This is a genomic window from Brassicibacter thermophilus (assembly GCF_055378355.1).
This window is the reverse complement of sequence record NZ_AP042446.1, coordinates 1658197-1671165: the sequence shown is the minus strand read 5'-3', so window position 1 is coordinate 1671165 and position 12969 is coordinate 1658197. Positions and strand designations below refer to the sequence as shown.

Annotated in this window: 13 protein-coding genes; all 13 read right to left on the bottom strand. The window is 27.7% G+C overall.

Annotated features, from left to right (window positions below; genetic code table 11):
• Positions 1 to 2: 2 nt before the first annotated feature.
• The 13 genes from ACZ41D_RS07865 to ACZ41D_RS07805 all read right to left on the bottom strand — a co-directional run bounded on the left by ACZ41D_RS07865 (position 3) and on the right by ACZ41D_RS07805 (position 12968).
• Positions 3 to 1640 (bottom strand): peptidoglycan D,D-transpeptidase FtsI family protein, encoded by a 1638-nt coding sequence (locus tag ACZ41D_RS07865; RefSeq protein ID WP_464150888.1) that lies wholly within the window; start codon positions 1638 to 1640, stop codon positions 3 to 5.
• 70 nt (positions 1641 to 1710) lie between these two features.
• Positions 1711 to 2346, bottom strand: coding sequence for a uridine kinase (gene udk, locus ACZ41D_RS07860; RefSeq protein WP_464150887.1), 636 nt, complete (start codon positions 2344 to 2346; stop codon positions 1711 to 1713).
• A gap of 4 nt (positions 2347 to 2350) precedes the next feature.
• Positions 2351 to 3577 carry a peptidase U32 family protein gene (locus ACZ41D_RS07855; protein WP_464150886.1) on the bottom strand — a complete coding sequence of 409 codons (1227 nt, stop codon included), beginning with the start codon at positions 3575 to 3577 and terminating at the stop codon, positions 2351 to 2353.
• Positions 3574 to 4227, bottom strand: a complete 654-nt coding sequence (locus ACZ41D_RS07850; RefSeq protein WP_464150885.1) for an O-methyltransferase — start codon at positions 4225 to 4227, stop codon at positions 3574 to 3576. Before ACZ41D_RS07850 ends, ACZ41D_RS07855 begins: the two co-directional genes overlap by 4 nt.
• Positions 4228 to 4307: 80 nt before the next feature.
• Entirely contained in the window at positions 4308 to 5366 is a 1059-nt protein-coding gene (gene mltG / locus ACZ41D_RS07845; protein ID WP_464150884.1) for an endolytic transglycosylase MltG, read from the bottom strand.
• 359 nt (positions 5367 to 5725) lie between these two features.
• Positions 5726 to 6319 (bottom strand): LysO family transporter, encoded by a 594-nt coding sequence (locus ACZ41D_RS07840; protein ID WP_464150883.1) that lies wholly within the window; start codon positions 6317 to 6319, stop codon positions 5726 to 5728.
• On the bottom strand, positions 6309 to 6620 hold the full coding sequence (locus tag ACZ41D_RS07835; protein WP_464150882.1) for a LysO family transporter: 312 nt from the start codon (positions 6618 to 6620) through the stop codon (positions 6309 to 6311). The genes ACZ41D_RS07840 and ACZ41D_RS07835 overlap by 11 nt, the downstream gene beginning before the upstream one ends.
• A 124-nt stretch (positions 6621 to 6744) precedes the next feature.
• Positions 6745 to 8409: a ribonuclease J gene (locus ACZ41D_RS07830; RefSeq protein WP_464150881.1), complete on the bottom strand. Its 1665-nt coding sequence runs from the start codon at positions 8407 to 8409 to the stop codon at positions 6745 to 6747.
• A gap of 367 nt (positions 8410 to 8776) precedes the next feature.
• The gene (locus tag ACZ41D_RS07825; protein WP_464150880.1) at positions 8777 to 9214 is read right to left on the bottom strand and encodes a Fur family transcriptional regulator; all 438 of its coding nucleotides are present in this window, start codon (positions 9212 to 9214) and stop codon (positions 8777 to 8779) included.
• 70 nt (positions 9215 to 9284) lie between these two features.
• Positions 9285 to 9533 (bottom strand): DUF1292 domain-containing protein, encoded by a 249-nt coding sequence (locus tag ACZ41D_RS07820; RefSeq protein WP_464150879.1) that lies wholly within the window; start codon positions 9531 to 9533, stop codon positions 9285 to 9287.
• A 1-nt stretch (position 9534) separates the two neighbouring features.
• Positions 9535 to 9960, bottom strand: a complete 426-nt coding sequence (ruvX, locus tag ACZ41D_RS07815; protein ID WP_464150878.1) for a Holliday junction resolvase RuvX — start codon at positions 9958 to 9960, stop codon at positions 9535 to 9537.
• Between the two features lie 22 nt (positions 9961 to 9982).
• The gene (locus ACZ41D_RS07810; protein WP_464150877.1) at positions 9983 to 10933 is read right to left on the bottom strand and encodes an aldo/keto reductase; all 951 of its coding nucleotides are present in this window, start codon (positions 10931 to 10933) and stop codon (positions 9983 to 9985) included.
• A 16-nt stretch (positions 10934 to 10949) separates the two neighbouring features.
• Positions 10950 to 12968, bottom strand: a complete 2019-nt coding sequence (locus ACZ41D_RS07805) for a hypothetical protein (protein ID WP_464150876.1) — start codon at positions 12966 to 12968, stop codon at positions 10950 to 10952.
• Position 12969: the final 1 nt, after the last annotated feature.

The following is a 12969-nucleotide window of genomic DNA, read 5'->3' as shown; positions in this document are numbered from 1 at the left end:
TTTTAATTTTTTAATATCTCCTTTGCTATCTCTTGAAATATAGGTATAGCACTTTTTGAACCATTTAATTCTTTTTCAACTAACACAGTAATTACATATTTTGGATTATCTTCCGGAAAATATCCAGAAAACCACCCATGAATTGTATTTTCATAGTTTAATACATCTTGTGCAGATCCAGTTTTTCCTGCTGCACCACCAAAATTATCAAGATTTATTTCTTTTGCAGTTCCATCTTCAACTACAGTTCTTAAACACTCTTTTATTTTTTTATTTACTTCATAGGAAATTACTCTGTAATCATCATCTCTTTTAAATGTTTCCACAACTTCTCCTTCTTGATTAACTATTGAATCGACCAATGTTAAATCTTTTCTAATACCATCGTTAGCTATAATCATTATCATATTAGTAACCTGTAAAGGAGTAACAGCAATATTTCCTTGACCAATTGATATATTGCCAATTGCAGGTCCTAAAAGCTCATCTCCCTCAGGCAAATTTCCTGCAATCTCTTCTGTAAGTCCAATGTTTATTGTTTTTCCAAAACCAATTTTTTTAGCACTTTCTATTATTTTTTCAGCTCCTACCTTTTTTCCTATTTGTATAAAAACACTGTTGCACGAATCACTAAAAGCTTCCTTAACATTTATTAGTCCATGACCTTCCTTTTTATGGCATGATATAGTAGTATTACCTATTTTTTCATACCCTTTACAATAAAATTCATCATCTAAGTTAATAATGTTGTTTTCTAGAGCTGACATAAGCACAATTGTTTTAAATACTGATCCTGGAGGGTATGAAACTTGAAGGGCTTTATTATAAAATTCCATATTATTATTATTTAGATATTTTTCAATATTATTTAAATCAATATTGGGTCTGCTTGCCATAGCCAATATATCTCCACTAGGTACATCAGCTACTATTACAGCACCGTTACATTTTTTCTCATCCATTACTTTTTCTACAGATTTTTGTATATTATAATCTATCGTTAATTTTATACTGTTAGGTTTTAAGTCAAAACTATCTTGGTCTAAGCTTTGTTTGGCTCCTGGTATTATTCGTCTTTTCCCATCTAATTGAACCATTATAGCACCCATATATTCATTTCTAGTTAAGATGTCATTATAAGATTTTTCTAAACCGCTTTCTCCTTTATTGTTACTCTCTTTTACATACCCAATAACATGAGATAAAATATTGTCACTACTATATCTACTCGTCTTATCTATTAACAGCATATTTTGTATATCAATATCTTTTGTTTCAGTAAACGGTATTTGTATAAATTGATTATTTTGACTTATAATATTACTCAAATCATCTATACCAGTTATTGTTTTTACATATTCCTGCATATCTTCGTTTTTTACTAAATAATCTCTATAGACAAGTAATACTGGATATTTTTGATTGTTTGTTAAAGGAATTAAATTTCTATCAAATATTGTTCCTCTAGCTGGAGATAACCTAACTATCCTATTATGCTGATTGCTAGCTTCCTTTTTATAAGACTCTCCTTTAACAAATTGAATCCAAAATAATCTAATTACTAATATAGCAAAAGTTATATTAATTGCTAACAAAACAATTACAATTCTTCTATTTTTTTTCTTACTATAATTTTTCATAAAAACCTCCATATATATCTAGAAACATAATATATATTAATTATTTCCAGAAACATATGGAGTTATGATTTTATTTAGAAATTTTTTCTTTAATTATTGATTTTATTTTTGTCACCATTAAGTCTATGGCTACTTTATTATAACCTCCCTCAGGTATTATAATATCTGCATATTTTTTTGAAGGCTCTATAAATTGCATATGAGCTGGTCTAACAGTTTCTAAATATTGCTCTATAACAGACTCTAAAGTCCTTCCTCGATCATTAATATCTCTCATAATCCTTCTAATAACTCTAACGTCAGAATCTGTATCTACAAATATCTTAATATCTAGTAAATCTCTTATTCTTTTATCATCTAATATCAATATACCTTCTAAAATTATTATATCTTTAGGTTCAACTAAAATAGTTTCTTTTTTTCTATTATGTATTTCAAAATCATAAATTGGCTTCTTAATAGTCTCACCATTCAAAAGCATTGTTAAATGTTTTAGCAATAAATCATTATCAAAAGCAAAAGGGTGATCATAATTAGTCTTTACTCTTTCTTCAAATGATAAATGGCTCTGATCTTTATAATAAGAATCTTGTTCAATTATAGCAATATTTCTTTCAGGAAGAGATTTGCAAATCTCTTTAGCAACTGTACTCTTTCCAGACCCTGTACCACCAGTTATTCCAATCAATATAGGATGTTTATCCATATCATCATTCCTTTCTCTTTCTAATTATATCCCATTTTTCTACAGGCTTATCAACTTTTATCTTTATAATTTGTTTAGGATGGGGTGCTACATTAATTTCTTCATTTTCATCATTCCACATATTTTCTATCTTTTGTACGAAATGCTTTTTATTTGGCCCAAATATCTCGATTTCATCACCGACAAACATCCTATTTCTCTGTTCTACAATAGCAATGCCAGTTTTAGGCTCATAATCTAAAATTAATCCTACAAAATCATAAGTTCTTATATAAGAACTACTTGAGTAATTTTGTTCTTCACTTCCTGGCTTTCCAAAATAAAAACCTGTTGTAAAATCTCTATAGCTTGCCTTTTTAATCTCCTCAAGCCAATTTTCGTTATATCTATAGTTTTTAGGATTTTCAAAGTATCTATCTATTGCCATTCTATAAGATCTAACTACTGTAGCAACATAGTATTGACTTTTCATCCTTCCTTCTATTTTCAAACTATTTATACCAGATTCAATAAGCTCTGGTATATGTTCAAGCATACAGAGATCTTTTGAATTAAACACATATGTCCCTTTTTCATCTTCAACAATAGGAAAATATTCTCCTGGTCTTTTTTCTTCCATGAGGTAATATTTCCATCTACAAGATTGTGCGCATTCGCCTCTATTTGCATCTCTACTAGTCATATAATTGCTTAAAAGACATCTACCAGAATATGAAATACACATAGCACCATGTATAAATACTTCTATATCTAAATTATCTGGCACATTATTTATTATATCCTTTATTTCTACTAGAGATAATTCCCTTGCAAGTATTATTCTTTTAACTCCTTGATTATACCAAAAATTTGCAGATTTATAATTAGTGGTGTTAGCTTGGGTACTTAAGTGAATTTCCATATTAGGCGATACAGATTTTACTATTGATAATACTCCTGGGTCAGATACTATAACCGCATCAATTCCAATTTTTTCTAATTCCCTAACATAATCCTCTAAACCTATTAAATCATCATTATGTGGTATAATATTTAGAGTAACATATACTTTTTTCCCTCGTTTATGAGCGAAACTAACTCCTTCAGTTAACTCATCCATAGTGAAATTCTTAGCAAAAGCTCTTAACCCAAATTGAACACCACCTAAATATACTGCATCAGCGCCATAAATAATAGCCATTTTTAACTTTTCTAAATCTCCAGCAGGAGCTAGTAATTCTGGTTTTTTCATTTGTTTCCCTCCTTATAAGTTAAAGCAACTCCATCTCCTATTGGTATTACACTAGATACCAGTCCTTTAGTGTTGCAAATGAAGTTCAAGTATTCTCTCATTCTTTTTACAATGGTTTTCTTTCTTCTTACTACCAAATCATCATTTGCAACCATTCCCTTAAATAATACATTGTCAGAAACTATTATACCATCAGTAACCAAGTTATTTATACAGGAATTAAAAAATTCCATATACTTACCTTTTGCTGCATCCAAAAATATAAAATCATAAATCTCATCTAAATTACATAGTATTTCATTGGCTTCACCTTTAAGTATAGTTATTTTATTCATAAATCCAGCTTTCTTTATATTATCAAGTGCCAAATCTATCATATCATCTCTTCGTTCAATAGTCGTTATAGTTCCTAAACTTTCAAGATTCTCTGCCATTATTATTGTTGAATATCCTATTGCCGTACCAATTTCTAAAATTTTCTTGGGCTTTTTTATTTTTATTAATACTCTCAATAATTGAGCTACTTCAGGATGTATAATTGGAATATGATTTCTTTTTGCATATTCTTCCATAGAAGCTAATAAACCATTATTTTTTGGTATTATACCTCTAATATAATCTTCAATATAATTATTGTTAATATTGCTCAAATTAATCTCTCCTTATTAAATCAACTAAAATAATACGTGGGTATCTACCACGTATTATTTCAAAAATTATCATAATAATACTATTTTCTATTTTTAGCGTCTAAATGGTCCTTATAAGTTTTAGTAAATGTATGAGTTCCATCACCATTTGAAACAAAATATAAATAATCTACATCAGCTGGATTTAACGCTGCCTCAATAGATTTTAACCCTGGTGAAGCAATTGGCCCAGGGGGTAATCCATTGTTATTGTAGGTATTATAAGGAGATTCAACTTTTAAATCTTCATAAGTAAGATATTCTTTTCTTTCACCTAAAACATATTGTACCGTTGCACAGGATTCCAAAGGCTTATTTATTTTTAATCTATTATGAAAGACTGCTGAAATAATTGCTCTTTCACTATCTATTTTAGCTTCCCGTTCGATAATAGAAGCTAAAGTAATAACTTCATTAAGATTCATACCTAATTCTTTTTGATTTTTCTTCATTTCGTCATTATAAATTTCATTAAATCTCAAAAGCATTTTAGAAATAATCTCTTCTTCATTAGAATCTTTGTATACTTGGTAAGTGTCAGGAAATAAATATCCTTCTAATGTTAAATAATCAGGAACATCCTTTAAAAACGAAAATTTCTTAGAAAAATTTGAAGGTTTAGATGCTAATTCCATAAATTTATCTTTATTTACTAATCCTAGTTTATCTAATTTTTCTGCTATTTGTTTTAACTCAAAACCTTCAGGTATAGTAAATGTAATAGTTTCTTTACTACTTCTACCACCTTTAACTAATTGACTTAATATCTCATCTATATTCATACCATTATTAAAAACATATTCTCCAGCTTTTAATTTTCCGTCCAATTTTTTGATCCTTGCAGAAATTCTAAAAATATATTTATTTTTTATAACGTCATTACTTTCCAATATTTTTCCAATATCACTTGTTGTACTCCCTTGAGGAATAGTTACGTTAATATTTTTAGAATTATTTTTTTCTACCGGCATAGATTGATTAATATAGTAATATAAAGAAATTACACTAAATATAATAATTATTATCAATCCTAAAAAACATTTTTTTAAAAAACTAAAATTTTTCTTTTTTTTTAAATTTTTATTAAGTGATTCGCTCACTAAAGTTCCACCCTTTATTAAAAATTTTTAATTTATAAATAACACTTAAATACAGAAGCAAAAAAGTTTATTTCATATAATATTATTTTAGCTTAAGACTTGTATCCCTATAATTATACAATTAATATTAATATTTTACAAGTTTACATCAATGTTTTATTCATTAAACACAGCTACACCTGCAACAGTTGTCCAATTGACACTACTATTAATCCATTTAATATTATAATTATCACACCTTGAGAAATCAACTTTCATCGTGTTTTTCCTTTAGTAAATTTAATTAAAAGAAAAAACAAAAATTGAAAATTTATAGATTGCAAAATCAAAATATTGTTGTAATTATACAATTTTGTTAATTATAAGCTAATCATTATTGATACAATGATTGGTACGGAACTTGATAAACAAGCTCCTGTTATAAATGCAATAATTGTCGTTTCAGAATCTGTAAATTTTGATATAATTGGTAATGAAGTATCCATAGCTGTTGCTCCAGCTGGTGCAATACTTTCTACATAACCTATATTTTTAGCTACGACAGGAATAATAATTAGTGCTATTATTTCTCTAAATACATTAGTTAAAAATGCCAATGCACTTAGTTCCGTTGAATAGTTAGCAAGCATCATAGCAGATAATGTATACCATCCAAATCCTGCCCCAACTGCACCTGCCTCTTTATAAGGCATTCCTATAATATATCCTCCGATGATACTTCCAGCAATAGTACCTATTATGATCATAATAGGTACTAATACTATTTTTAACCCCATTCTCTTAATTTTATTGAATATATCTTTATTTCTTCCAATATCTATTCCAACAAAAAATAATAAAATACAAAGTCCTACATCTATAATTAGATCGGTATGTTGATAAAAGTTATTAGGCAATATATAATATCCACTTAAAATACCTATTAATATCGATAAAATTATCTTAATACTCATTCTTACAATCCTCCTTATCTTTTGCTTTAAATGTAAAACTTGTAATCAATTTAACCATAATTATGCTAAAAACAATAGATAAGCTTGATAACATAAAAGCTTTTAGACCTAATGCAAAAAAGGAGTTTACTACTTTAGGATCTAGTCCCATTCTAATTCCCATTATAAATAATAGTGTTAGAAGGCAAATATTTTGAATATGATTTATCTTGCTATATATTTTATCTTCTACTAAATCTTTATATCCTACAATTCCTCCAGTGATTAGTATAATCAAATATAGTAATAATCGCAACCCCATTTTCTACATCTCCCTTATCTGATTAGTGATCCATAAATATATTATAAATTAACATTTTAATATAAAAACATATTTTTCTTATATGTAACAGTAAGTCGTAGCATATGCTACGACTTACTGTTTTCTATACTTCCATAATTATTGGTAATATCATAGGATTTCTTTTGATTTTTCCATATATAAAACTTCCTAAAGCTTCTTTAGTATTTGTCTTGAGCGTAGCCCAATCAGTAATATGATTTTTTTCGCATTCTTTTAAAGCTTCTCTTACAACAAATCTAGCTTCTTCCATTAAATCTTCAGATTCACGTACATATACAAAACCCCTAGAAATAATATCAGGACCTGCCATTACCAATCCAGTATCCTTGTTTATAGTAACTACTACAACAATTAATCCATCCTCTGACAAATGCTTTCTATCTCTTAATACTATATTACCAACATCTCCTATTCCTAAACCATCAACTAATATATTACCTGCAGGAACATTTTGAGATATTCTTCCTGTATTTTTTGTAAATTCAATAGTTGAACCATTTTCTGCAATAAATATATTTGATTTATCCATACCTAAATCTTCCGCTAGCTGAGCATGTCTTTTTAAATGCCTATATTCACCATGTACAGGAATAAAAAATTTAGGCTTAAGTAATGCATGCATAAGCTTAAGTTCTTCTTGACAAGCGTGTCCTGAAACATGAACATCAGCTAATGATTCGTATATTACATTAGCACCTCTTTTAAACAATTGATTAACAACTCTTGAAACAGTTTTTTCGTTTCCAGGTATTGGTGTTGCAGAAATAATTACTAAGTCACCGTGTACAAGTTCCATTTTTTTATGCTCGGAAGCAGCAATTCTTGCAAGAGCAGACATAGGTTCTCCTTGACTTCCTGTAGTAATCACTACAATCTTATTATAAGGATATTTATTCATATCATTAATGTCTATTAACGTTCCTTCAGGTATATCTAAATATCCTAAATCCCTTGCTACATTAACAACATTTACCATACTTCTTCCAGAAACAACAATTTTTCTATCAAATAATACTGCTGAATTAACTATTTGTTGTATTCTATGAATATTTGAAGCAAATGTAGCAACAATTATTCTCTGTTTTGCAGTTAAAAAGATATCATTAAATGTATCTCCCACAGTACTTTCAGACATAGTATACCCCGGTCTCTCTACATTTGTACTATCAGCCAACATTACTAAAACACCTTTACTACCTATTTCAGCAAATTTGTGAAAATCCATTAGTTCTCCATTTATTGGAGTATAGTCAACTTTAAAATCTCCTGTATGGACCACTTTACCGACTGGAGTATCAATTGCTATTGCTACTGAATCAGGTATACTGTGACTTGTTCTTATGAATTCAAGTTCAAAAATTCCTAACCTTATTTTATCTCCTGCTTTTATAGTATTAAGCTTCACATCATTTAAATGATGTTCTTTAAGTTTATTTTCCACTAACCCTAATGTTAGTTTTGTACCATATATCGGTGCTGATATTTTTTTTAGTGCATAAGGTAATCCTCCTATATGGTCTTCATGTCCGTGAGTAAGAACTATTCCTCTAATTTTATCCCTATTTTTTATTAAGTAAGTTATGTCAGGTATAACAACATCTATACCTAACATCTCATCTTCAGGAAAACTAAGCCCGCAATCAATAACTATTAGATCATTTTCATATTCAATTACTGTTATATTTTTGCCAATTTCATTAAGTCCTCCTAAGGGAATTATCTTTAATTTTGATGTTTTTTTTGTCAATACACTTCACTCCTTTAATACAATTTTCAAGTTTCGATTTGTCACAAACCATTCACCAAAACATATAATTTTATATTTATTTCATATACCGTACATTACAGGTTTTTATTAATGAAATAATTCTAAAAATAAAAATAGTCATGGATTTAATGTATAATTTATATCATAATTATTCTCATTTTAAATTATTTGTTCAACAAATTTTATGTGAAAAATTTTCAGAATAAATATTTATTTAATTTTATGTTAAATTTTACATTGCAATAATCATGCAATTTCCTCACATATATATTGTGCTTTTTTTATAAAAATTATTTTACTAAAAAGTTTTATAAAGATTACAAAAAAATAAATCTCACAAGGAGATTTATTTTTGGCACTCACTACAATAGCCAAAAAATTTAACATTATGGTCTACAATTTTAAATTTACCTTCTTTCTCGATTTCTGTTTCAAGGTTTTCCAGTAAATCTAATTTGACCTCAATAACCTTGCCGCACTTCAAACATATAAGATGATGGTGATGATGATCTCCTGTATTAGAATTAAGTTCATATCGTGAACATCCATCATTAAAATTTAATTTACTTATTATATTTTGTTGCTCTAATAATTGAAGAGTTCTATAAACTGTTGCTAATCCTATTTCAGGATATTGTATTCTTACTATATCATAAACTTCTTCTGGACTTAAATGATTTCCTTGATTTTCTAGTATAACATTTAATATTGCTCTTCTCTGTGTAGTCAATTTATATCCTTTGCCTTTAAGAATCTGTTTTATATCATCCGCATTCAAACTCATTTATTCACCTGCTTTATTACTCTTTTAATATAGTCTATAATTATAAAACATAAAAGTCAACACTTTGTTACTAAAGAATTTCATCTACTATAGCTTCATAAGCTGCAACCACATTATCAAATTCATCTTGGTCTTCAATATTTATCAATATCATTTCGCCCTCTTCAGTATATACGATCTTTAAAATATATGCATCGTCTTCTTCGCCAACAGGAAATAAAACAGCGTATTCATCATCTTCAATTTTAAATGTTGCAGAAACCTCAAATTCTTGTTCTTTTCCTTCTTCATCCACTAACGAAATTATATTTTTATCCATACTACTCACCTCTATTCTTTGTTATTTCCATATATGTTTGTAAAATATATGTTGCAGCTATCATATCCACAAGTTTTTTTCTTTGCTTTCTCTTAACATCACCAGAAATTAAAGTTCTTTCAGCTGATACAGTTGTCAGTCTCTCATCTTGTAGTATAATTTCCATATCTAAACTTTGTTTTAATTGTTCAGCAAATTTTAAAACCTTTTCTCCTTGAGAACCAATAGTATTATTCATATTTTTAGGAAGCCCTATAATTATCTTTTCTACATCGTATTTCAAAACCAACTCTTTTATTTCATTTATATCAGATTCTATTCCTTTTCTTCGAATTGTAGTTAAACCTTGAGCTGTTAACATTAATAAGTCACTAATTGCAACTCCTATTGTTTTATCTCCCACATCTAATCCCATTAATCTCTTCATTATTACCTCCAAGATGTAAAAACTATATTACCTTTATACAAAATTCAGGACATTTTATCGCACAATAGCCACAAAATACACAATTTTCATAAACAGGTACCGCTTTATTGTCTACAATCTTAATCCCACTATGGGTACATGTTTTTACACAAGCTCCACAGCCTACACACCAATCAGATATATGCAATCTTCTTTTCTTATGCCCTATTCTGTTTTTAATCTCTTCAGGAATATATCCATATTCAATTATACTTACATTTCCATCAACCTCATCATAAGATTGCATTCCAACTGCTATTGAATGAATAGATTTGATATTTCTAACATAATTAAAAGAGTCTTCAGCATTTTTTATTAAATGTCCTCCTCCTAATGGCTTCATTGCATATATACCTTTTCCTTTTTCATAAGCTAAATTTACTGCATCAATCATTTCATCAATATTGCCATCTTGTATCCCTATCCCAATCTTGTTAACAATCGGATGAATAATTTCTATTTCATTATATTTCAATGCTCCTAAAACACCAGATATTCTATGAGTAGATATTCCAAAAGCTCTTATAATACCTTTCTCTTTAGCTTTAAGAAAATATTCTATTGCTTCATAATGCCCCCGTATAGTATGTTCACTTTCCTGTTCATGTAACATAAAAATATCAATATAATCTGTATTAATCTCTTTTAACGCTTTATTAAGACTTTTTTCCGCTGTTTTTTTTGAATATGAATAAGATTTGGTACTAATGACATACTTATCTCTCGGTATTTCATTTAACGCTTGTCTAATATATGCATAATTATTATATAATTCTGCAGTATCTAGAAAATTTATGCCTTTATCATAAGCATATTTTATTATTTTTGCTCCATCATTAATAGGTAATTTTGCTTGCAAAGGACTTATCGTCAAAGAACCAAAACAAAGTCTTGATACTTTAATACCAGTATTTCCTAAAAAATTATACTCCATACTTTCACTTCCTAAATCAATTAGATATAATATCTTCTATTGTAATATAAATTAATGAGGATACAGTATAAATATTAGCAATAGCAGCTAAAACCACTCCAGAATCATTTACTATAAATCCAATAGTACTAGCAAAAATTAAAGCTATAAATCCATAGAAACAATATTTTTGTTTTGAAAAATTACTAAAACTATATTGTATTTTTATAATTAGAAGATATAAAACTAGAATTGTAAAGTGCAAAGTTCGCCCCCATATTGAAATTCCTACCATCTTAATATTTAGGAGGATTTTTCTATTAATTATATCAAAAAAATATGAAATTCCTTTATCTTTAATATTTAAAATCATTTGTCCAAAATGAGAAGGGTTAGGATTAATATATGTATCAAAAAAAGCAATTATAATTATAAAAGTTAAAGAAAAACCTATAATAACAAGTAATTTTTTTAAATTAATTTTTATATCCAAAATCATTATTAATATGCATAATAAACCAGAACCGATAGAAATTGCTCCACCAAAATTAGCTCCATAATTTGGATGAATTGTTAATAAAAAAGCTAAAATAATAAAAAACATACCTATGTATTTCTTACCGAACTTATCAACAAAAACTCCAAAAAAAATCATTGAAGAAGCTAAAAACACACCTACTAGCTCATTACCTACACCAAAATATCTAGCTCCTATGGATGGGTCATATCCAATCACAGAAAATTTAACTAACCTACCTTCAATAATAATGTCTAATAAAATTATCAAATAGCTTATCGCAGAAATAACTAACAAACTATGCTTATCAAACAACCTACTAACAACAAGTGTCATAATAATTAGTATAAAAATAAATACAAAAACATAACAAAAGTCAGTATAAATGTTAAACATTGATATTATTAGTAAAGCAGGTGGAACACTCATGATGCTAATCAACAAAGTTTTTGCATTATATAAATATTTTTTTTTGATTTTATCATTAAAAAATATTAAAAACAGTGATAGAAAGATAAATATCAATGACATTAAGTTATATGTACTTAATATTGGATATCTAAGTCTTGATACCAAATTAGTTCTAATTCTTAAATTGTCTATAAAATCTATGTTATTTTCTTCATCGATAAAAACAACATTATGACCAATAAATCCCTCACTCGGTATATCTAGAAATCTAGCTACTGTTGGAGCAAAATCAATATTAGCAACTATTCCTTTTCTTCTAGTTGTTTGTGAAGTTAAGACTCCCTTACATATATTACCATCCCATATAATAAGTGGTGAAAGCTTTCCGTCATCAATTAAATTTTCTCCACTATTAGGACTTGTAATTATATATATTGCTTTATCCATGCTAGTTTTACTAATAAGATTTCCAATAAACTCATCAATATCCTTTAATATTTGCTTTCTATGTTGAAAAAACATAGACCTGCTTATACTATCTTTATATAAGTTTAATCTATACAAATCACCTAAATCAATTATTATAAGTGATACTTCCTTTCTTACTCTTTCTATTTCATTTATTAGCTTTTCATAATCTGTCTTATATCCAAAAGGATAATCATAATCATTAATCAATATATTGTCAATATTACCATAATCAATCAATCCATTTTTATCAGCAGCTAATAGGCAACTCTGCCTATTATTAGTATCAAGTGTATCAGAGTTGCCAAAAACAGCAGTTTTTAAATTATTATAGTGTAACACATCCCCTATTGTTCCTAAATGTTGTAATGCACTATTCTCTTTATTTATAATTTGAAATCTATTAGCTTCTAAATTCCCAATTTCATAACCTTCTGCTGTTAATCCTATCCTTCTTTCATATATTTTTCGTCTTTCAAAATTTAAATTAACAAAATCTAAAGATTTATTTGAAGTTCTTATAGTTCTAGAACCACTCATTGCCGCAAAACTATCGCTACCATAATATCCATTAAATCCTCTTGTATTCATAAGACCCAAAGAACCTTCTGATGCCACTTTCTTGATATAGTAAGTATTTTTTAAATCATTAAAAGTCAAT

Excerpts from the sequence above, each read along its gene's own strand:
- ACZ41D_RS07865 (WP_464150888.1), bottom strand. The coding sequence starts at position 1,640 with ATGAAAAATTATAGTAAGAAAAAAAATAGAAGAATTGTAATTGTTTTG.
- udk (WP_464150887.1), bottom strand. The coding sequence starts at position 2,346 with ATGGATAAACATCCTATATTGATTGGAATAACTGGTGGTACAGGGTCT.
- ACZ41D_RS07855 (WP_464150886.1), bottom strand. The coding sequence starts at position 3,577 with ATGAAAAAACCAGAATTACTAGCTCCTGCTGGAGATTTAGAAAAGTTA.
- ACZ41D_RS07840 (WP_464150883.1), bottom strand. The coding sequence starts at position 6,319 with ATGAGTATTAAGATAATTTTATCGATATTAATAGGTATTTTAAGTGGA.
- ACZ41D_RS07835 (WP_464150882.1), bottom strand. The coding sequence starts at position 6,620 with ATGGGGTTGCGATTATTACTATATTTGATTATACTAATCACTGGAGGA.
- ACZ41D_RS07825 (WP_464150880.1), bottom strand. The coding sequence starts at position 9,214 with ATGAGTTTGAATGCGGATGATATAAAACAGATTCTTAAAGGCAAAGGA.
- ACZ41D_RS07820 (WP_464150879.1), bottom strand. The coding sequence starts at position 9,533 with ATGGATAAAAATATAATTTCGTTAGTGGATGAAGAAGGAAAAGAACAA.
- ruvX (WP_464150878.1), bottom strand. The coding sequence starts at position 9,960 with ATGAAGAGATTAATGGGATTAGATGTGGGAGATAAAACAATAGGAGTT.
- ACZ41D_RS07810 (WP_464150877.1), bottom strand. The coding sequence starts at position 10,933 with ATGGAGTATAATTTTTTAGGAAATACTGGTATTAAAGTATCAAGACTT.